The organism is Luteolibacter sp. Y139, from assembly GCF_038066715.1.
In the GTDB taxonomy this organism is placed as follows: Bacteria; Verrucomicrobiota; Verrucomicrobiia; order Verrucomicrobiales; family Akkermansiaceae; genus Haloferula; species Haloferula soli.
Genome location: NZ_JBBUKT010000010.1, coordinates 62,254 through 83,209, shown reverse-complemented (window position 1 = coordinate 83,209; position 20,956 = coordinate 62,254). Strand labels below are relative to the sequence as shown.

Annotated in this window: 19 protein-coding genes; 8 read left to right on the top strand and 11 right to left on the bottom strand. The window is 63.9% G+C overall.

Annotated features, from left to right (window positions below; translation table 11 throughout):
- The first annotated feature begins 35 nt into the window (after window positions 1–35).
- The gene (locus tag WKV53_RS21655; RefSeq protein ID WP_341406900.1) at window positions 36–407 is read left to right on the top strand and encodes a glutaredoxin family protein; all 372 of its coding nucleotides are present in this window, start codon (window positions 36–38) and stop codon (window positions 405–407) included.
- A 203-nt stretch (window positions 408–610) separates the two neighbouring features.
- On the opposite strand, the gene WKV53_RS21650 is transcribed toward WKV53_RS21655, so the two are convergent.
- From WKV53_RS21650 to WKV53_RS21620, 7 genes are all read right to left on the bottom strand, one after another.
- The gene (locus WKV53_RS21650; protein WP_341406899.1) at window positions 611–1,735 is read right to left on the bottom strand and encodes a serine hydrolase domain-containing protein; all 1,125 of its coding nucleotides are present in this window, start codon (window positions 1,733–1,735) and stop codon (window positions 611–613) included.
- 47 nt (window positions 1,736–1,782) lie between these two features.
- Window positions 1,783–2,082, bottom strand: a complete 300-nt coding sequence (locus tag WKV53_RS21645; protein ID WP_341406898.1) for a hypothetical protein — start codon at window positions 2,080–2,082, stop codon at window positions 1,783–1,785.
- 83 nt (window positions 2,083–2,165) lie between these two features.
- The gene (lptB, locus tag WKV53_RS21640) at window positions 2,166–2,921 is read right to left on the bottom strand and encodes an LPS export ABC transporter ATP-binding protein (protein WP_341406897.1); all 756 of its coding nucleotides are present in this window, start codon (window positions 2,919–2,921) and stop codon (window positions 2,166–2,168) included.
- A 3-nt stretch (window positions 2,922–2,924) separates the two neighbouring features.
- A complete protein-coding gene (locus tag WKV53_RS21635) occupies window positions 2,925–4,757 on the bottom strand; it encodes a hypothetical protein (RefSeq protein WP_341406896.1) in 1,833 nt (610 codons plus the stop codon).
- A 25-nt stretch (window positions 4,758–4,782) separates the two neighbouring features.
- Window positions 4,783–5,607 (bottom strand): 3-deoxy-8-phosphooctulonate synthase, encoded by an 825-nt coding sequence (kdsA, locus tag WKV53_RS21630; protein WP_341406895.1) that lies wholly within the window; start codon window positions 5,605–5,607, stop codon window positions 4,783–4,785.
- Window positions 5,608–5,647: 40 nt separating this feature from the next.
- The gene (locus tag WKV53_RS21625) at window positions 5,648–5,899 is read right to left on the bottom strand and encodes a DUF1844 domain-containing protein (protein ID WP_341406894.1); all 252 of its coding nucleotides are present in this window, start codon (window positions 5,897–5,899) and stop codon (window positions 5,648–5,650) included.
- Window positions 5,900–5,975: 76 nt separating this feature from the next.
- Window positions 5,976–6,335, bottom strand: a complete 360-nt coding sequence (locus tag WKV53_RS21620) for a DUF6572 domain-containing protein (RefSeq protein ID WP_341406893.1) — start codon at window positions 6,333–6,335, stop codon at window positions 5,976–5,978.
- Between the two features lie 178 nt (window positions 6,336–6,513).
- On the opposite strand from WKV53_RS21620, the gene WKV53_RS21615 reads away from it, so the two are divergent.
- Genes WKV53_RS21615 through WKV53_RS21605 form a run of 3 tightly spaced genes read left to right on the top strand, consistent with a single transcriptional unit; the run spans window position 6,514 to window position 11,955 of the window.
- Window positions 6,514–7,992, top strand: coding sequence for a Wadjet anti-phage system protein JetA family protein (locus tag WKV53_RS21615; protein WP_341406892.1), 1,479 nt, complete (start codon window positions 6,514–6,516; stop codon window positions 7,990–7,992).
- Window position 7,993: 1 nt separating this feature from the next.
- Window positions 7,994–8,626, top strand: coding sequence for a DUF4194 domain-containing protein (locus WKV53_RS21610; RefSeq protein ID WP_341406891.1), 633 nt, complete (start codon window positions 7,994–7,996; stop codon window positions 8,624–8,626).
- Between the two features lie 8 nt (window positions 8,627–8,634).
- Window positions 8,635–11,955, top strand: a complete 3,321-nt coding sequence (locus tag WKV53_RS21605; protein WP_341406890.1) for an SbcC/MukB-like Walker B domain-containing protein — start codon at window positions 8,635–8,637, stop codon at window positions 11,953–11,955.
- A 71-nt stretch (window positions 11,956–12,026) separates the two neighbouring features.
- Here WKV53_RS21605 and WKV53_RS21600 read toward each other — a convergent pair whose 3' ends face one another.
- Entirely contained in the window at window positions 12,027–12,395 is a 369-nt protein-coding gene (locus WKV53_RS21600) for a hypothetical protein (RefSeq protein WP_341406889.1), read from the bottom strand.
- A gap of 202 nt (window positions 12,396–12,597) precedes the next feature.
- Window positions 12,598–15,108 (bottom strand): M16 family metallopeptidase, encoded by a 2,511-nt coding sequence (locus tag WKV53_RS21595; protein WP_341406888.1) that lies wholly within the window; start codon window positions 15,106–15,108, stop codon window positions 12,598–12,600.
- A 45-nt stretch (window positions 15,109–15,153) separates the two neighbouring features.
- On the opposite strand from WKV53_RS21595, the gene WKV53_RS21590 reads away from it, so the two are divergent.
- A complete protein-coding gene (locus tag WKV53_RS21590; RefSeq protein WP_341406887.1) occupies window positions 15,154–15,636 on the top strand; it encodes a hypothetical protein in 483 nt (160 codons plus the stop codon).
- An 18-nt stretch (window positions 15,637–15,654) separates the two neighbouring features.
- Here WKV53_RS21590 and WKV53_RS21585 read toward each other — a convergent pair whose 3' ends face one another.
- Entirely contained in the window at window positions 15,655–16,494 is an 840-nt protein-coding gene (locus WKV53_RS21585; protein WP_341406886.1) for a LamG-like jellyroll fold domain-containing protein, read from the bottom strand.
- Window positions 16,495–16,685: 191 nt separating this feature from the next.
- Between WKV53_RS21585 and WKV53_RS21580 the strand changes: the two genes are divergently transcribed.
- The 3 genes from WKV53_RS21580 to WKV53_RS21570 all read left to right on the top strand — a co-directional run bounded on the left by WKV53_RS21580 (window position 16,686) and on the right by WKV53_RS21570 (window position 20,095).
- Window positions 16,686–18,110, top strand: coding sequence for a cytochrome P450 (locus WKV53_RS21580; RefSeq protein WP_341406885.1), 1,425 nt, complete (start codon window positions 16,686–16,688; stop codon window positions 18,108–18,110).
- A gap of 294 nt (window positions 18,111–18,404) precedes the next feature.
- Window positions 18,405–19,325, top strand: coding sequence for an SRPBCC family protein (locus WKV53_RS21575; RefSeq protein ID WP_341406884.1), 921 nt, complete (start codon window positions 18,405–18,407; stop codon window positions 19,323–19,325).
- A 140-nt stretch (window positions 19,326–19,465) separates the two neighbouring features.
- Window positions 19,466–20,095, top strand: coding sequence for an HAD family hydrolase (locus WKV53_RS21570; RefSeq protein ID WP_341406883.1), 630 nt, complete (start codon window positions 19,466–19,468; stop codon window positions 20,093–20,095).
- 54 nt (window positions 20,096–20,149) lie between these two features.
- Here WKV53_RS21570 and hisF read toward each other — a convergent pair whose 3' ends face one another.
- On the bottom strand, window positions 20,150–20,914 hold the full coding sequence (gene hisF, locus WKV53_RS21565; RefSeq protein WP_345789672.1) for an imidazole glycerol phosphate synthase subunit HisF: 765 nt from the start codon (window positions 20,912–20,914) through the stop codon (window positions 20,150–20,152).
- Window positions 20,915–20,956 lie beyond the last annotated feature (42 nt).

Genomic DNA, 20,956 nt, shown 5'->3' with positions numbered 1-20,956 from the left:
TTGCGGGCTCGGCTCCGGCATGTATTTTCCGCCCCATGAGCAAGCCTGCACCGAAAATCACCGCCTACCTCAAGACCTTCTGCGGCTGGAGCGAAGGCGTCCGCGCCATCATGCGGAAGTATGACCTTCAGTTCGAAGAGAAGGACATCATCAAGAACCCCGCCTTCCGCTGGGAAATGGAGCAGCGCAGCGGCCAATCCCTCTCCCCCTGCGTCGAGATCGACGGCACCATGCTGCCCGACATCTCCGGCGACGAAGTCGAGGCCTGGCTCACCAAAAACGGCTATTTCGAAAAGAGCGAAGCCGCCGCCGATGCCCCGACCAACTCCGCCTGCAGCGACGAGCAGCACGAGGCCATGGCCCGCGGCGACTTCAAGCTCCCCGGCAAGATCAAGTTCCTGGGCTAAGCCTCTCTTGGCTTCATCGTAGGCGCGCTGGTGACAGCGCGGAGCGGTCCCTTAAAGCGGACTGCTCTCATGCTTCCGCGTTCTCACGAACGCGCCTACTTCCGCATTCCCGCCTCCGCCTTTAACGTAGGCGCACTGGTGACAGTGTGGAGTGGTCCCTAGCCGCCGACTACTCCCGCGCCCCCGCGTCGTCCCCAACGCGCCTACGAAAACAGCGCCCGCACCATCTCCACGCTCTTCCTCCCCGGCAGCACGCTGAGCTCCATCTGGTTCATCACGTACGCGAAGCTCACCCCGCTATCCGGATCCCCGAGCGCATGACTCCCACCCGCCCCGGGATGCCCGAAGCCATGCACCGATGGCCCATAGAGCTCGCGCACCTTCTTTCCCGAGCCATCCAGCGGATCCAGCTGGCACCCGCACGAAAACGCCGTCGGCTGCATCAACACCCGGTCATCGCCGGACACCCGCACCACCCCAAGCGCCTGCCTCACCCGCTCATTCAGCGGACTCTCGATCGCGCCAATCGCCGCCTGATAGAACTTCGCCAGCGCCGAAGCCGTCCCCACCCCACCCATCGCCGGCAAGCCTGCCGACCACGCCTTCGGATCGTTCATCTCCTGCACCGACCTCAATCCCGTCGGCGAACCGAACGCACGCCGCGGCAACGATCCTTCCGTATTGAACTCCTTGTAAAAGCCATCCTGCATCTCCTCCGCGGATGCCTTTCCAGGATAAAGCCGCGCCACCCGCGGCCACTCGCTCTCCGGCAGCCCGATCCAGAATTCCAAGCCCAGCGGCTCCGCGATCGTCTCGCGCCACACCGCCCCCAGCGGCTTTCCTGTTAGACGCCTCACCGGCTCATCCACCATCGTGCCGAAGGTCCGCGGATGATACCCATGCCCCTCGCCCGGTCGCCACGCCGGAGCCTGCGCCTCGATCGCCGCCACCACCTCCGCATGATCCCACACCGCCGCCTTGCGATCCAGCGCCGCCAGCCCGCACTGATGCGAAAGCAAGTGTGCAAACGTCGCCTCCGCCACCGGAAAAGCCGGCCACACCTCCCTCACCAGCGTCTCCGGCCCCAATCCCTTCGCATCCAGCGCCAGCAACAACGTCGCCGCCGCCGGCCCCTTCGTCGCCGAATACACCGGCACCAGCGTTCCCGCAGTCCACGCCCGCGTCCGCTCCTTCTCGCACCACCCCTCCGCCGCCGACAGCACCTCCTCCCCGCGCCACCAGACACTCACCGACGCCCCGATCTCCCCGCGGCTGCGGAAGTTCTCTTCGAAGACGGACAGCAATTCACCCAGCGCGGACGGAGACACGGCCGATCCCCTTGCCCTATGATGACGCCGCTGGCAAGGCGCGGGACTCAATCGGCAAAGTTGACGCAGCGCTCAGCCGCCCGTCGGCGCAAAGGAAGCGTCACCAAGAAGCCGATCACGACTGGCAGCCATCCCAGCAGGATCCAGCCCGCGAAAACGTTCGGGCCGTCCGGCACGGAAAAGAACTCTTCCTCCGTCATCTGCTCCCCCCGGTGTTTTGCGAGGAATTCGGACATCTGGATCGTGTTTCGCCACATCGCCAGGCCGAGCCCGCAAATCCAGCCCACCGGAAACATCATGAAGGTCATGACACGAAGGCTGACGCTCGATTCCTCGCGCCACGTCACCGCAGCGAAGAGCAAGGCAGGGAGCACCCACACCGCGATTCCTAACAGAATAACCATGCTTCCCAAGTCCCCTCGGCTGCTGCTTACAGCCTGAAATCCTCGCCGAGGTAATACTTCCGCGCCACCGGATCATTCACCAGCACGCTCGAGTCCCCTTCCAGGATCACCCGGCCGTCATGAATCAGAAACGCGCGATCCACGATCGACAGCGTCTCACGCACCGAGTGGTCCGTGATCAGGATCGTCAGACCATCCCGCTCGCGCAGCTCGCGGACGATGCTCTTGATATCCTCCACCGCGATCGGATCGATGCCCGCGAACGGCTCGTCCAGCATCAGCAAGCGCGGCTCCGTGCACAGCGAACGGGCAATCGCCAGCCGCCGCTTCTCGCCCCCGGAAAGCGCGATCGCCTCCGAGTTGCGGACCTTCGTGATCTTGAAGCGCTCTAACAACTCCTCAGCACGAGCCTTCCGTTCCTTCTTCGAAAGCCCCTTCCGCGTCTCCAGCACCGCCAGCAAGTTCTCGAAAGCGGTCAGCTTGCGGAACACCGACTCTTCCTGCGGCAGGTAGCCGAGGCCGAGACGCGCACGCCGATGCATCGGCATCCGGGAAATGTCCGTGCCATTGAATTGTACCGAGCCCGCGTCCGGCGGGATCAGGCCCGCGATCATGTAGAAGGACGTCGTCTTGCCAGCACCGTTCGGGCCTAACAGGCCAACGATCTCACCGGGACACACAGCGATGCTGACGCCATCGACCACGGCACGGCCGCCGTAACACTTGCGGAGGCCGGAAGCGGTGAGAAGCGCCTGGCCATTGGAGGAGGTGGAGGAAGACATCAGTCAGCGGGTCGGTTGCTTCGGCTTGTCCTGCTTGGGCTTATCCTTCGGCTTGTCCTTCCCCTTGTCATCTTCCTTCTTCGGCGGAGTCTTCACGTCGAACTGCGTTCCACCGCCTTGGTTCTCGAAGAGCGCCTTGGTCAGATTCCCCTTGTCGTCGGTGTAAACGAGGATGGACGCGTTCGGTCCGATCGACTGGCCCTTCATCCCGTCATCGCCTTCCTGATACACCCACGGCGAACCGCCTTCCAGGTAGATGCGGTGCTTTTCGAAATCGTATACCACCGTATGGGCGGAAGCTTCGACCGGCTTGTCTCCTTCCTTCCCGGTCGAATAGCGGATGTGGACAGCCGGACCGGTAGCCACCATCCGCTTGATGTCACCGAACTTCCCGTCTGCCCCGCCCTTGTCGTTGCCAGCGGTCACCTTGAGGCCCTGGGCCAATTGTTTGGCCCTCAGCTTCTCCAGCTGCTCGGGAGTCGGAGCCCCCTTCTTTCCCTTGGCCTCCTTCATCTTATCCAATTGCTCGGCCGTAGGCTGGGCATTCGGATCGGCAGGCTTATCCGTGGCTGCACCCTCCTTCTCCTTTCCTGCCGCATCCGGCGTTGGAGAGGCTTGCGCCGCGTCCTTCTCGGCCTTCGCCGCTTTCATCTTATCCAACATCTCCTGCGTCACCTCCTTCTTCGGAGCGTTGGGATCCACGGGAACCTCTTCCTCCGGTTCCTTCGGCTCCATGAAAACCTTCACCTCGCTCGCACCGCTGAGGTCGAGCTCGGGATTCTTCACCGTCACGTTGCCCAGGAAAATCAGAATGCCCTCCGTCGAGTCGAAGTAGCTCCCGTCCTTGCACTTGATCACCGTGTCTTCCGGATTGGTCAGGCCCGGCGGACGCGGCACGTCCGGGAGGGCGCCCGGCGTCGGGGCCGCAGCCAGCATGCTCGCCATCGAGGCCGCCTGCAGGAAATTGTTCATCGTCAGGCGGGCATCCTCGGACTTGGTCTTCACCTCGTCGAAGTCCTTGCCAGCGGCAGCGCTCGCAGCGGCGACTTGCGGAGCGCGGCTCGCCTTGTCCGCAGCCATCTGGTCGAGCTCGGCTTTGGAAAGTCGGGCCTTGGCGAAGCGCTCGGCGGTCGTGGGTGCAGGAGCTTCGGCGGCAGGGGCCGGTGCTGGCTCTTGCGCGGGTGCGGCGGCCATCATCAGGGCTCCGGCGGCGAGCGCGCGTTGGGCGGGAGTAGCGTTCATGGAGGTTCGCTTGTCGGGAGTTTTGGCCACCGCCGTGACGGGGCCGGTCAGGAATCCACGGTTATTCTTCGTGTCGAAGGAAAGGGCCGAGCCGTCCACCTTCAGGTCGTCGGAAACAAAAGTGACAGGCTCATCCGAAGTGAGCAGCGTGAGCTTCTTCGCGACCGTGAGCATCGCCTTTGACATGGCGATCTTCCCCTTCGAGGTCCGGTCGGGGTTGAAAAAGGTGATGTGAAGATCGTTGATCTTGATCTTGTCGAGGACCGCGACGGTCTTCGGCTTGCCGGTCTTGGCGTCCACCCGCGAATCATCGCGGGTGAAGATGGTCAGATCCCCGGCCTTCACCGAGGACACCATGTTGCGCGCCACGTCATAGCTCGGCAGCGTCACGTTCTTCAGGATGCTGCCATTGGGCAACAGGCCACCGGAAAACAATCCGCCGGATCCATCCTTCTCATCCCCATCCGTCGACGCCGCGTTCTCGGGCACCGTGGTCTGCGCCGTAGCCGTCGCCAACCCCAACGCCGAACCCAACAGGCCCACAATAAGCGAGCCGGAAAGGAACCACTTCGAGCGCTGGGGGCAGAGTTGCATGAGCGGGAGAGGGAAACAGGTTCAATCAAGCGCCATGAGCGGCGTGGTGAATGGCCACCAGTCGGACGAGCAAGTCCTCCAGAAATTCGAGCGGAATTTGATTCGGTCCATCGGAAAGCGCGTTCGCCGGGTCGGAGTGCGTTTCCATGAAGATGCCATCGATCCCCGTCGCGATCGCCGCGCGGGCCAGCACCGGCGCCAGTTCGCCATCGCCACCCGTCGTGCCGCCGAGACCTCCCGGACGCTGCACCGAGTGCGTGGCATCAAAGATTACCGGCAGGCCTTCCTTGCGCATCCAGTAGAGCGAGCGCATGTCGGCCACCAGGTTGTTGTAGCCGAAGGTCGTGCCCCGTTCGGTGATCAGGAAATTCCGGCAATCGAACGAGCGCAGCTTGTCCGCGATGTTCACCGTGTCCCACGGCGCCAGGAACTGGCCCTTCTTCACGTTCACCGCCCGGCCGGTCTTGGCCGCTGCTTCGAGCAGGTCGGTCTGGCGGCACAGGAAGGCCGGGATCTGCAGCAGATCGATGTACTCCGCCGCGATCTCCGCGTCCTGCGGACTGTGAATGTCAGTCGTCACCGGCACGCCCAGTTCCTTGGAAATCTCACCGAGGATGCGGCAGCCTTCCTCGACCCCCGGGCCGCGGAAAGACGTCACCGAGGTCCGGTTCGCTTTGTCGTAGGATGCCTTGAAGAGGTAGTTGATCCCGGTGCGCTTGGCGATTTCGTCGATGGACCGGGCCATCTCCCACGCGAAGGCTTCGGACTCGAGCGCACACGGGCCGAGGATGAAAAACGGGGCTGGCCCGCCGACGGGCACGCTGCCAATTTGGAAGGGTTCGAACGACATGATTGAAACTTAAGGAGGCGGAAATAATCCAAACGACCGTTTACCCCGCGGATTTCTCGTATAGCGGACGCAAGTTGGCAAGAGCCGTCGTGAGAAGTTTTTCTTCGATCTCGGTCAAATTCCCCGCCGTCTTCGCCGCCAGCATCTCCAGCGAATCGAGCACGGACTTGGCTGCGCGCAAATTGATCGTCTTCTCGCCGGTCGCCGGATGCGGGATCTGGCCGAGGAAAAGCCCGGCATTCTGGGCCTGGAGGATGACGAATTCGTTGAAACGCGGATCAGCAGCGGCCATGGGGCAAGGAGACTGGAGTTCCGGGGGAAAGGTGCCAAGTGCCAAGAGTGCGGGTGGTTCTTTCGGTGATTTTACCTCAGGCCACGGTGGGAGATCCTCCCACTTCGGCGGGCCGCCCTCCGGGTCGATACCTGACTTTGACCTCACAAAAGGCGCAACTCGCCTCCAGTTCGCCCATGAAATCGCCATCAAACTCAGGCAGCGGGTGAAGCGCCTCGATTTCGATCACATGCTCCCGGCCGATGGAAAGCGGCATCCTCACCACCACCTTGCCCGCTTCAATCGAATCGAGATAGAAGCACACCTTGTTCAGCAGGGCCTCCAGGTGCGTTCGCCGGTCGCTCCAGTCCCACTCATCGCGGATCGTGAGGACACAGGCTCCAGTGGCCGGGTCGATATGGATGGCGTCGATGGTCTCCGGTTCGTCCAGCGGCATGCGGCGCGAACCTACTCGACGATTCTCTCCGTGCAAGATGCCACCCACATCCGAAGACCGCGCCAGCAAATCACACCGAACAAACTCCCCGTCAATCACTTACCCCGGCTTCCGAACCATGAAGTCCAACGGAGCTTGGCAGCCCGGCCCGATCCACTAGCGTCGCCGTCCGCCTCCGATGGACCTCGACCCTCTCAGCCGCCGCCTGCTCGGTTCCGTCTCCCGGGACTTCTTCCGGCCGCTTTCCCGCCCGTCCGCGGCGATCTACATCGATTGCGCCGACCGCATCGCCGATACCGCGGGCGACGCTGGCCGGATTCCCCACGCCGACGCCATCGCGCTCGTCCGCGAAACCCTCGCCTCCCATCCGGAAATCCTGCTCGCCGAGGACGAAGGCGCCTCCCTCCGCGACGCCCGCCAGCGCGCTGGCCAGCTTTTCAATCGCCTCTGCGACGCCGGCTGGCTGGAAGACCAGCAGCTCGGCCTCCACGAACGCTGGGCGCTCGTCTCCCCCGGCCTCCGTCCCCTGCTCCGACTCCTCCGCGAGCTGGCGGAAGAAGAGATCGCCGAGCTCACCACCTTCGCCGACACCGTCCGCGGCGTCTGCGAGACCTTGGAGCGCCCCGAAGTGCTGCATCCAGCCTTCCGCACCACCGACGAACTCCGAGCCACCGTCACCGACCTGAACGCGCGCTTGGAGAACGCCGTCATCCAGCTCCACGGCGTCGAGAAACTCATCTCCATCTTCGACCAACGCCAGCGCGCCAGCGAATCCCCTGCCGAGACGCTACGCCTCCTCTATCAGGAGTTCGGCACCGGCCAGCACATGGTTTGCTACGATGCCCTTCGTAGAAACGGCCTCCTGCCCCGCCTGCAAGTAGCCCGCACCAAGGTCGGCGACATCCGCGACCAGCCCTTGGTAAAAGAGCGCCTCGCCGAAGGCCTCGCCACTCACTACGGCTGGCAGCCCGATGAAGCCTATGCGCGCGGCGAGAAGATGCTGCGCGATCTCGAGCGCCGCCTCGCCTCGATCCGTCTCGTCGCCGACGCCATCGACGCCCGCATGGCAGGCTTCAATCGCCTCTCCCAGCAACGCTACAATTACCAGACCGAGCTCCGCGGCCGCCGCCCTGAAATCGTGAAAGCCTACTGCGATGCCATCAATGCGGCCCACGCAGGAACCAAGATCTCCGGCTTCAAGGACACGCCTCCGGATTTCATCCCGCTGGTCACGGAAATGAAGTGCTTCTACGGCGTCGAGTCCCTCGCCCGCACCCGCCGCGTCCGCGCCGCCGCCGATCTCTCCTTCGGCACCGATGGCGAACCCCGCGAGGACGAGGACGATACCCTGGAAGCACTCAAGGAGCGCCAGCGTCTCGCCCTCACGCCACAGCGCGCGGCCCGCCTCGTGGCCCGCCTGTTAGACGAGGTCGCCGCAAGCGTCGGCACCCAGACCATCGAGTCCGCCAGCATCGATGACGTCCTCGATCTCCTCGCCACCGCCGCCTACGACCACGCCACCATGGCGGACGGCCGCGTGGTGCGCTGGTCCGCCGATGGCCCGCGCCGACACGATGGACTCTCGCCCGATGGCGTCCCCATGGACGAGCAAGCCGACTGGACCATCGAACGATTCACCCTCACCCGCCAAGCTTGAGATGAGCGATACCGATCCCTACTGGCCGCGCTTCTGGCCGGACGTTCCCGACACCGATCGCGCTCAGGTGCGCGAGATCATCGCCGAGCTCCTGAGCCGCGGCACCTTGCTCGGCAACGAAGGCAGCGGCCGCGATCTCTTCCTGCTCGCCCGCGATCACTATCAGGAGCACCTCAAGGACTACCTCGCCCCACTCGGCCTGGAGTTGATCGTCGATGACGACTTCTACCTCCTCCAAGCACGTCCACGCCCGGAAGCATGCCTGCTCCTTGCGCAGTTCACGAAGGACGAAACGCTCCTCCTGTTAGTCCTCTGGCGTGCATGGGATGACCACCGCACCAGCCGCGCCGAGCAATCCGTCATCATCACCGTGGATGACCTGTGGCAGCGATTCAAATCCACCTTCGAAAACATCGAGCCACCCGAGAAGACTCACGTGGAAAACATGCTCGCCCGCATGAAGCGCCACCGCCTCGTCCGCACCCAGCGGCCCGATCCGAATGCACCCGCCGGTGAGACCTTGATCGAAATCCTCCCCAGCCTCGCCCGCACCATTCCCTTCGACTCCATCGAGTCGTGGAGTGCCCGCGCCGCCCTCTATCAGCCCCAGTCCGCCGCGGAAGCTTCCGCTTGAGCCCTGCCATGCGTGTTCACCTCAGTCGCATCATCGCCATCAATTGGTATGGCTACCGGGACTTCATCGACGTCTCCGGCCTCACCCTGATCACCGGCGCGAATGGCTCGGGCAAGAGCGCCCTGCTCGACCTGCTGCAGTTCGTGATGCTCGGTGAATCGCTCAGCCGCTTCAACAAAGCCGCCGCCGGTGCCGGCAGCGGACGCACCCTGCGCGGCTATTGCCTCTGCGATACCAATACCGTCGGCAAGGACGGCCAGGAGCGCTTCCTCCGCCCCAGCGGCGTGACCTTGGCTGCTTTGGAATTCGCATGGCCCGCCGCCTCCGGCGAAGATGAACCCCGCCGCGAGACGTGGGGCGCACGCATCGAATACGAAGGCCCCACCGCCAAGCCACGCACGCTCTGGTTCTGCATCCCGCAGCGCTTGCAAAAGGAAGACTTCCTCGCCCCGCAGCTGTTAGACGATGCGATGGCCTTCCTCTCGGAGGAAGAATTCCGCGTCCACGTCCGCCGCGATCTGGAAGGCGACGTCTGGGATCGCCAGGCAAGCTACCTGGAAGAGATGGCCTCTCGCAGCCACCTCGGCTTTGACCGCACCCAGATGAACAAGACCCTTCCGAACTCGATGGCCTTCCAGCCGGTCGAGAGCTTCGAGAAGTTCATCCGCGACTATCTGTTAGAGCCCGGCCTCCCGGACGTGAAGGCAGTCCGTGCCAGCGTCGATGCCCATCGTCGCGCCAAGGACCGCCTCGATACGATGCACGATCAGCATCAGCGCCTCGTCCGCATCTGCGACCAGCACGCCGCCTACCTCGCCGCCTCGCGCGAGGCCGCCCTCTTCGGCCACTTGCGCGATGCCTTGATCCACGAGGAAAAGCGCGAGGTGCTGGAAGCCCGCCAAACCAAGCTCGATCAACTGCGCCGCCAGAACGAAGAGCAGCGCGCCGACTACGAAGCCGCCATCGCCGAGCGCAATGAACTCCAGCAGCAGCTCGATGCCGTGCGCCTCGTCGCCGGCAATGACGCGCAGATCGCCCACCTCGCCCAAGGCCGCACCCGCCGTGAGGAAGTCGGCAAGGAAATCGAACTGCTCCGCGAAGCCGCCAAGACCGCCCGCCAATTCCTTCACGACAAGACCCAGCACTGGAAAAACTGGCTCAAGCACGCCGAGGAACTCGGCCTCGAAGAGCCCGAGCAAGCCGCCGGCTGGATCAAGGAAATGCAAGGCGCGGACGAAGCCCCCGCCCTCGATGCCGCCTCCCGCATGGCCCGCATCTACCGCATCCTCGAAAGCGACGGCGAAGAACGCCTCCGCCCGATCGAGGAAAAGCTCAGGGAACAGGAAACCCGCGAATCACGCCTCAAGCGCGAGCTCGATGACATCGCGATGAAAGGCAGCAACCTTTCCTCTCCCCTGCTAGATGCCCTGCGCTCGCGCGGCCAAAAAGCCGCAGCCCTCGGCCGCGTGATCGAGGTAAAGCCCGATGCCGAACCCTGGTGGCCGCTGTTAGAGACACTCGTCGGACCAAACCGCAGCGCCGTCCTCGCCGAGGACTTCACCGCCGCATGGGATCAAGCCCAGCGCCTGGGCCACATCGACGAACCACTCGTCAATACCACCGAACTCGGCAAGCCCGCCAAGACCAAGGCCGGCAGCGTCGCCGCCATGTTCGACACCTCGCACGAAGCCGCGAGAGCATTCCTCGATCACCTCTACGGCGACCTCGTCGCCGTGGACAAGGCCAAGCAACTCGACAAGCACCCGCGCGCGCTGTCGAAGGACGGTTGGCTCAAGGACCCACCGCTACGCCTTCACCTCACGCCATCCAAGGAATTCACCATCGGCGAGGAAGGCCTGCGCCGCCTCCGCACCTTGCGCGAAGAAGAACTGGAAGGCGTCCGCGAGGAACTCTCCCACCTCAACCGCTCCCGCGACGACTGGAAGACATGGCTCCACCGCGGCAAGCAATGGAAGCTCGATGAAGCCGACGCACCAGCCGGCACCTCCGGTCTCCGCGACCTGCCTCGCTTGAAGAAGGAAGCCCAAGGCCTCGATGAAACCATCCGCCTTCTCGCCACCCCCGAGCGCGAAGCCACCGTCGAAAAACTCCGCGTGCTCGACCGTACCTTCCAAGGCGTCATCGAACGCACCGGCCGCCTGAATGGCTCGCTCTCCAAGTTCGAGCAGCAGGAGCGCGAGCAGTTGGATGGCCTCGCCACTTCCAAGGAAGAAGAGCAAGCCACCCTTCACGAACGCCGCCTCAGCCGCGAAAAGCTCGTCGGCATCCGCGACGCGGAAATCGACGCCCAGATCGAATCCGCCCGCGAGCAGTTTCCGAAATGGCAGCATCGCATCGATGCCGTCCGCGAGTTCGCCGACATGCAGCGCCGTGGCTCGGAGAAAGCCCGCGACACTCGCGACCTCGAGCGCAATGCCCTCGCCGAGAAGCATCCCGACACCGCCGAGTTCTTCGACGCCGCGGACGACGAAAACGCCCGCTATGACGCCCGCCGCCGCGAACTCGAAGAACACGAACTCGAGCGCTACCGCATCGAAGCCGAAGACGCCCAGAAGCAGTGGGAAGACCGCCTGCAACACCAGGTGTTAGACGTGCTGAAGGAGAAGCTCGACGAAGCCGAGCGCACCAAGCGCGAGCTGAACAAGGCCATGGACCACGTCATCGGCGGCATGCGCTACCAGCTTTCGATGCGCGCCGATCGCACCCACAGCGCCATCTGGACCCTCGTCGACAAGGGCCTCAATCCCTCGCTGGAACTCTTCGCCGCCGGCGGCAAGGAAGACATCGAAAAGGCCAAGCAGGCCCTCATGCTCGCCATCGAAAACACCGAAGACCCGCGCCACCAGAAGGCGCTCGACTACCGCTACTATCACCACTGGGACATCCAGGCCACTCCCGCCGGCAAAGGCGAAGGCTCGGCCATCTCTCTCAACAAGAGCGCAAAGAAACAAAGCGGTGGTGAAAACCAGGCACCCTTCTTCGTCGCCATGCTCGCCGCCTTCCAGCGCGTCTATGATCTCGGCAAGAAGGACCATCGCCGCAACCTCGGCCTCGTCGTCATGGACGAAGCCTTCTCGAAGCTCTCCGGCGACCGCATCGACGCCTGTCTCGCCCTCGCCCGCAACTTCGGCCTCCAGCTCGTCATGGCCTTCCCCGAAGACCGCCTCCCCACCATGATCCAGCACGCCCAGACCGTCGTGCAGGCCAAGGTCGAACGCGCCTATGACGATCAATCCGGCACCGTCACCAGCATCCGCAACTGGTGCGTCCGCGTCGACCGCAAGCGCCTCATCGAAGCGCTCTCATAGGTTCAACGGACCACACAAAAAAGGAGCCACGGCAATCGCCATGGCTCCCATTTCGAAAGTAATAAGGCCGCTTACTTGTCCGTCAGCCCGAGCAGCGCCTCGATCTCGCTCTTCGCCAGCGCGCGGTCGCCGTTCTTGTTGAACTCGTCGAACTTCTTGCCAGCGGCTTCCTTGTCCGACTCATCAGCCAGGTATTCATCTTTGGAGACCGAGCCGTCCTTGTTCCCGTCCTTCTGCTTCAGGAAATCCTTCACGGCATCACGCTTGCGCTCCTTCTCGGCCTTCTCAGCCTTTTTGCGCTCTTCCTCCTTTTTCGGGTCTTCCTTTCTGGGGTCTTCACGCTCCTTCTTCGGATCCTCACGCTCCTTCGGCGCGGCCAAGGTCACTTGGGCGGGAACGATTAATGCAGCCAGCAGCATGGCAATGGTCGTGGTCTTCATGGGGTTTTTGCAGGTTGGTTTTTGGTGAACTCCACTGGACACGGACGATCGCCAATTCAGACCGGTCATCAGACGGGCCCCGTGGGTTCAAGAGTCCAACGTTCCACGAAATTCTCCGGAAAGACAACGGAATGTTGCCTTCCGGACAATGTCGCTCGCACCGCTTGCGTTTGGGCACAAAACCCAGTTCCACCCGTCATGCCTACTCCCTCGGCAAGACCCGCGCGACCACCGGCTTGGTCCCGAGCAGTGCCCCGGCCGCCGACTTCACTTCCTCCGGCGTGATCGTCTGGAAGATCGCCGCCACCTCGCGGTGATGAGTCACCGGCAGCCCGAACAGCACATCGATCGCCGCCAGCCGCGCGATCGAACCCGGCGACTGCAACCCAAGCGCCAAGCTCGAAAGCACCGTCGCCCGCACCCGCTCGAAAGCCTCTTCCGGAATGCCATCCTCCGCGATCTTCGCAATCTCCGCCGCCAGCTCTCGCTGGGCCAGATCCACCTGCGCGGGATCCGTCGCCAGATAGAAGCCGAAGAAGCCGGCATCGTGCCCGTGGAACTGCGTTGCGCCCACCTGATAGGCCAGCCCCAGCTCCTCGCGGATCCGGATGAAAAGCGGCCCCGCCATGTCCGTGCACCACTCCTGGATCATCCGCAGCGCGAACCGCTCCGGCGCGAGTGCCGAGCACCCGGGATACGCCAGCGCCAGCACCGCCTGCTTCTTCGGCAGGAAGGCCTCGATCTCGAAATCACCGCGCACCGTCGCCGCCGGCGGCAACCACGGCTCGCCCTGCGGCAAGCGGCCGATTCCCTCCGCGAGCGCTTCCCGCGCATGCACCAGATCGAAGTCCCCCGCGAGCGCGACCACCGTATTGCGCCCTTGGAAGTGTCGCGAGTGATGGGCCGAAAGGGAGAAACGATCCAGCCCCGCCAGCGAGGCCTCCGAGCCCAGCGAGTGAAGCCCGTAGCCCGTCCCATCGAAGAGATGCGCCCGCGCCAGTCGGAAGGCCGTCGAAAGCGGATCCTCCAGTGCCTCCCGCAGCGACGCCGTCTGGCTCGCCTTTTCCCGCTCGATCGAGTCGCCGTGGAAGGCCGGTTCCACCAGCACTTCGGACAACAGCGGCAGCAACGTGGAGAGATCCGGCGAAAGCCCTGACAGCTGTGCCAAGAGAGCATTGTTGCCCGAAGCCGCTCCCAGCGTCGCCCCATGCGACTCCAGCAGCCCCGCCAGCTCCGCCGCACTCCGCCGCACCGTCCCCTGCGGCAGCGTGGCCGCGAAAAGCGTGTTCAGCCCCGCATTCTCCGGGATCTCGGAAACCAGCCCCGCTCGCACCGCCACCTGCGCGGTGAAGATCGGCACCCGCGGGTCCGGCAGCAGCGCGATCGTCGCGCCATTCGGCAGCGTCACGCACTCCGGCTCGGGGCGCACCCGTGCCGCACGCTTCAGCGTCGCCGGGGCCGGCGCATCTTCGGGATCGAGGATCGAAACGCTCATCTGGTCCTCGGTCAGCCGCGCCATCGCACGACGCACATCCGCCGCCGTCGTCGCTTTCAGCGCCGCCAGATAGCGCCGCGTGAAATCGAGATCGCGAGCCTCATGCCAATTCGAGGCCAGATCCGTCGCTCGTCCGGACGCCGTCGTCAGCGACTTGAATTGGCTCGCCGCGATCTGCCGCCGCGCCTTCGCGAGATCATCATCCAGTGCCGTGCTCGGGAAATCCGCCAGTTCCGCCAGGATCGCAGCGATCAGTTCGTCCCGCTTCTCCGGCTCCGCCTCGGCGGAAACCGCAAACAGGCCCTCGCGTCCCGCCTGGCTCCACGACCACGCGGAAATCTCCAGCGCCAGCCCGCGCTCCTCACGCAGGTGACGATAAAACCGAGCCGATCTCCCCCGCCCCAGCACCGCCGCAGCCAGATCATACGCCGGCACATCCGGATGCCCCAGCGGCGGGATCTTCCACGCCAGGCTGATCTTGCTCGTCGGCACCGCGAAGGTCGCCCGCCCCCGGCGCGGCCCGAGCTGCACCGCATCCTGCGGCACCACCGGCTCCGCCCCGCTGCCACGCGCAAATCCACCGAAAAGCTTCTCCACCTGCTCCCTCACCACCTCCGCATCAAAGTCACCCGAAAGGCACACGCAGCACCGGTCCGGCGTGTAGCGCGTGCGATGGTATCCCGTCAGCCCCGCGAACGTGATTTCATCGAAAAGCCCGCGATGCCCGATCACCGGGTGCCGCCGCGGATCCGACGTGAAAGCCGTCGAAAACATCAGCCGCCCCGCCACGTCGTCCGGATCGTCCAGCCCCATGTCGATCTCGCGGCGGATGACGTCCTTTTCCTTCTCGAATTCCTCCTCTGGCAGCGCCGGCGCGAACACCATCGCCGCCAGCACCTCTAGGAAAGTATCCAGCCCGCTCGCCGGCCCATCAATGTAGTACACCGTCCGGTCGAAGGTCGTGTAGGCATTCCAGTGCCCCCCTGCCGCCTGCACAGCCGTCGCCAGCTCATCCGCGCCAAAACGCCCGCCACCCTTGAAAACCATGTGCTCCAGGAAGTGCGAAACCCCCGAGCCTAGCAGCATCCCCTCGTGCAGGCTGCCGGTCTCCACCCACACCTGGGCGCTGACCACCGGAGCCGCCGGATCGGGGTCGAGAATAACGGTCAGGCCATTCGGCAGGTGGTCGAGAACGGCAGCAGTGGCAGGGTAGTCCATGAATTTCCGGCTTGGACGGAGAGAAATGGAGGATACACCCGTGACATGCAACGGTGGATCGTGCTTGGCGCGCTGCTTCTCTCCCTCCTCGGGGGCGGGCTCATGTACGGCTATTGGGTGAAACACCAGAGCCGGCCGGACAAGCAGTGGATCCCCATCCCCTTCACTCCAGAGTCCACTCAGGAGCAGCGTGACAAGAGCGTGGAGGAACTCCGCAAGGCCCTGCTCACCGATACCGTGCTGACCGGCATCGTCCGCGACTGCGGCATCGAGTCGAAATGGCACCTCGAATCCGAACAGGCGGCCGTCGAAGAGCTCAAGCGCCGGGCCATCATCGAACGCGGCGAAACCACCATCAAGGGCATCCCCACCGCCACTCTCAACGTCGGCTTCACGGGCAACGTGGGCGAGCAGCCGCAGTTGAAAGCGCTCGCCGAGCGGATGATCGCTGACGTGCAGCGGTTGATCGCCCCACCGCCGCCTCCTACCCCGACTCCGACCTCGGCATCCTCCACGCCGAAGTTCTGAGCAGCGCTCCCCGCTATTTCATTTCAGCGAATAGGCCGCCGTCAGCGCCGCAATCGTCGCGGCCAGTTCCTTGTCATCCAGCGGCCGCTCCCAGATCAGCAAGCGCGCGATCTGTCCGTCGAACGACTCCACGCCCGGGTGCTGGATCGCGTCGCGCTCCTGACCCACCGCCATCCGGGAGGCATTGGCCTTCGCCGAGACCGGAGCCTCGCCCTTCGCCACCGCGACCGGACCATCCACGAAGAGTTCCAGCGCCACTGTGCCCGTTCCGGCCGCCATCCGGCCGGCTAACAGGTGAAACTTCCCGGCCTCCAATTTCGCCGGCCCGATCACCTGCGGATTGTTCACATCGAAGCGCCCGAAGGTGATCCCATTGCGACTGCCCCACCACGGCGTGTTGTCGTCGTTGAAGCAGCCCCACACACCCTCGTATTTCTCGCCGTTGCGCAAGTTACCGAAGAAGGAGTTCACGTCCTTCAACCCAGTGCGTTGCTCATGCACTGAGATCACCGCGATCCACGTGTGCCCCTTGCCCGTGATCAGCCCGTCGAAGGCATCCTCATCTAGGCAGACCAGCTCCTGCTGGCGGAAATCCAGCGCCGCCTTCCCCCCGAGGCCGGCCACACCTTTCACTAGCGTCGGCCTCCCGCTGCCCGCTTCCTTGCGCCCCTCGTCGCGCTTCACGAATTCCTTCCCCGCCGTACCCGCCGCCTGATTCGTCCACGCAGCCACGCGCTCGCCATCCTCCACTTTCACGCCCTTCTCCGCATCGAGATCCAGAACGAGCGCGGCGGACGGAAGCTCCTCCGCGACAGCGAGAACGGGAACCAACAAGCTGACCAGAAAAGTAAGTCGCATGGTTCCAAACCATACGCGCCCAATCCTAACCGGCCATCATCCGCCCGCACGATTCCTCTTCTTTCGTTCGTTTCGATCGTTTCGTTGTTCCCCTCGGCACAGCCACGGAATTTTTCCGAGTCCTCAAATTTCCTGTCCGGTTCCTTCGACAGCCGGACAGATCAATGCATCTTCAGCAGAATGATCCGGCCATGACCCCGCCCGTCGTTGATTCGCCCCGCCATTGGTTGTTCGGCAGCGCCTACTACCTCCGCAAGGATCCCGAGCGCTATGTCCCCGAATGGGGCCGCCGCTACGGCGACCTCTACATGGTGCGCATGCCGATGATCGGCGAGGCGATGGTCGTGACCTCGCCGGACCTCGCGCGCCGCATCCTCGTCAACAAGGCCTCCTGCTATCAGAGGAAGAGCCGCTCCTACGGCGTGCTCCGCATCCTCATGGGCGAGGGCCTCGTCACCAGCGAGGGCGACCTCTGGAAAACCCAGCGCAAGCTCGTGCAGCCCGCCTTCCACCCGCGCCGGCTCGATGCCCTTTTCACCATGAAGGCGGAGCGCGTGAAAGCGATGGTCGACGAACTCTCGGCCACCCCATCCAGCAACGCCATCGACCTCGTCCCACTGCTCTCGCGCCTGACGCTCGATATCATCTCGCGCGCCATGTTCAGCAGCGATTCCCAGGGCATGGCGCGCGACGTCAGCCATCACATCGCCACGCTCAATGAATGGGCCCTGCGGGCACTACGTCACCCATGGCTGCTCCTGCTGCCGCGCAAGATTCCCCTGCCCGGCTCCACCGACATGCGCCAGGCGCTTCAGGAACTCGAGCGCATCGTCACCGGCATCATTCGCGAACGCCGCGCCCATCCTGGCGATCACGATGACCTCCTCACCATGCTCCTCGCCGCCTGCGAGGAAGAAAGTGGCCGCGGCATGAGCGATGCCCAGCTCCGCGATGAAGTCATGACCATGTACGTCGCCGGCCACGAAACCACGGCCAATGCGATGGCATGGATCCTCTACCTCGTCTCGACCCATCCCGAAGTCGAAGCACGCCTTCACGCGGAGATCGACGCAAACTTCCCCGAAGGCACGCCTCGCCTCGAAGATCTCGCCTCCTTCCCCTACGTCCGCCAGGTCATCGATGAATCGTTGCGCCTCTACCCCACCATCTGGAGCGTCGGCCGCTGCTGCACCGAAGCCCATGAACTCGGCGGCTATCAGATCCCCGTCGGCACCAATGTCCTCATCCCCACGTTTCACTTCCATTGGAGCGAGGACATCTGGGAAAACGCCCGCGACTTCGATCCCGATCGCTTCTCCCCGGACCGCCGCCCACCCGCAGACAGCCCGAACTACTTCCCCTTCGGCGCCGGCCCCCGCGGCTGCATCGGCAATCACTTCGCCCTCCAGGAGCTCATGATCATGACCATCCTCCTCTGCCGCCACTTCCGCTACCGCGTCGAAGAAGGCTTCAAGGTCGAAGGCGAACTCCTCATCACCCTCCGCCCGAAATACGGCATGCGCATGGTCGTCACCGAACGCACCCCGCAGGCCCCCACAAAGCCATCCGCTGCCAGGGAAGCCCTCACCTGCCCCTACTCCGGCGCTCAGAAATAGTCGGGAGTGCCGAGCAGTTAGGCCGAGTTCCGGAACTGCCCTTCTTCGTCCCAACGGGACGGCTCATGAAAGCCCGGCACGGAAGTGCCGGGTGAAATGCCGGAGACCACCGCGTCCTGTAGGGACGCCTCATGCGTCTAGCGGCTGCACATTCCCGCCCGGTTCCGATGCTACCTCAATGACGTCTGCGATAGGCGGGGCGTTGATGCTTCTTTTCAAACATCCCCCCGCGAACACTTCCTTTCCCTAACGCAAAACCTCGTTCAAGGTGTCGGCAATTTCCCCGACCCCGCCATGCCCGTCTTTTCCGTCCGCAAGTCCATCCGCATCGCCGCCCCCGCACAGAAGGTCTACGACCTCGTCCGCGAATTCAAAAGCTGGCCCGCGTGGTCGCCATGGCTCATCGCCGAGCCCGGCGCCAAGATGACCTTCACGCCCGATGGCCGCGGCTACGCCTGGAATGGCGACATCACCGGCAGCGGCGAAATGGAAATCACCGGCGGCGATCCGCCATGGTCCATCGACTACCGCCTCACCTTCCTCAAGCCGTGGAAGTCCGTGAACAAGGTGTCCTTCCACTTCTCCGAGCACGATCACGAAACCCTCGCCGAGTGGTCCATGGAAGGCACCCTCCCATGGTACATGGGCTGGATGAAGGGCATGATGTCCGGCTGGATCGGCGCCGACTACGACCGCGGTCTGAAGATGCTCAAGGACCTGATCGAAACCGGCTCCGTTCCATCGAAGCTCGATTTCACCGGCATCCACCCGGCAGGCGGATTCAAATACATCGGCGTGAAATCATCCTGCGCCATCGCCGACATCGGCCCCTCGATGGAACGCGACATGGCCAAGCTCATGGCATGGCTCGGCAAAAGCGGGACCATCCCATTCGCATCACCCTTCGCCATCACCCACAAATGGGACCCCGCGAAAGGACTGGCTGAATACACCATCGGCTTCCCCGTCTCGAATCCCGTCGACAAGCCCGACGGCTTCGTGACCGGCGAGATCCCCACCTGCCGCGCCTACGTCATCAAACACACCGGCGCCTACCGCCACCTCGGCAATGCCTGGGCCTCCGGCATGATGCACGGCCGCGCCAAAAAATTCACCGCCGACAAAAAAGTCCCCCTGTTCGAAATCTACGACAACGACCCCACCGTCACCCCCGAAGCCGAACTCGTCACCCGGGTCCACCTCCCGGCGAAATAATGTTCGTAGCGGAACGGCTGCGCCGTTCCGGCAGAGCGAGCCTTCCAACAAGATCGCCACCCCGCATCAGACCGCGGTCCGCAGCCATTCTGCTACAAGATCGGCCTTGCCCGCCATCCCGCGTCCCTTCATCCCCACGCATGCAATTTTCCGCCGTGCTCTTCGACTTCGATGGAGTCCTCGTCGACACCGAGTGGGCCATCTACGAGGCCTGGCACCGCACCTTCCTCGCCAACGGCCACCCGCTCCCATTGGAAACCTACACCCAATGCATCGGCTCCGACTTCGACACCTGGTCTCCCAAAATCCACCTCGAAGAACTCACCGGCCGCAGCTTCGACTGGCACCAGCTCGATGAAGACCGCCAGGTCGAAATCCGCCGCGACCTCGAACAAGCCGGCCCCATGCCCGGCGTCGTCGCCTTGTTAGAAAAACTCAACGCCCAAGGCATCCCCCTCGCCGTCGTCTCAAGCTCCTCCCACCACTGGGTCGATGGCTGGCTGGAGAAACTACGATTGATGCCGTACTTCCGCCACGTCGTCTGCCGCGGCGATGCCCCGCGCATCAAGCCCGCCCCCGACCTCTGGCTGGAAGCCATCAAACGCCTCGGCCTCCCCGCCAACGAATGCCTCGCCATCGAGGACTCCCTCAATGGCGTCAAATCCGCCAAAGCCGCCGGCCTCAACGTCTGGGCCGTCCCCAACCGCACCACCGCCTGCCTCGACTTCTCCATGGCAGACAACGTCGTCCCCTCGCTGGAAGGCCTATAAGGAGTGTCGACATCCTGTCGACACGGCGTGGACAGAATGTCCACGCTCCTTACCTCACATCTCCGGCCTCACCGGAATCCCTCGCTCCGAGAAATACCGCTTCGCCTCCCCCACCGTGTGCTTCCCGAAGTGGAAGATGCTCGCTGCCAAAACAGCATCCGCCTTCCCCTTCTCTAACACCTCCACCATGTGATCCAGATTCCCGGCACCACCGCTGGCAATCACCGGAATCCCCACACTCTCCGAAATCGCCGCCGTCAGCTCGCAATCATACCCCGCCTGCGTTCCATCGGCATCCATGCTCGTCAGCAGGATCTCTCCCGCTCCACGACGCCACACTTCCTTCGCCCACTCCACCGCATCCAGTCCCACCGCCGTGCGACCGCCGTGCGTGTAAACGCCCCACTTTCCCGGACCCTCGCGCTTGGCATCGATCGCCACCACGATGCACTGGCTGCCGAAGGCCTTCGCCCCCGCATCCACCAGCCCCGGATCCTTCACTGCCGAAGTATTGATCCCCACCTTGTCCGCCCCCGCCAAAAGCATCTCGCGCATGTTCTCCACCGAGCGAATGCCACCGCCCACCGTCAGCGGGATGAAGCAATGCTCCGCCGTCCGCCGCACCACATCCACCATCGTCGCCCGATTGTCGGATGACGCCGTGATGTCCAGGAACACCAGCTCATCCGCCTGCTGCGCATTGTAAGCCATCGCCGCCTCCACCGGATCCCCGGCATCGATCAGATCCACGAAATTGACGCCTTTGACCACACGACCGTCGGTCACGTCCAGGCAAGGGATGATGCGTTTGGCAAGCACGGCGGGAGGAAAACCCGACCCGGAGCCGGGGTCAATGTCCAT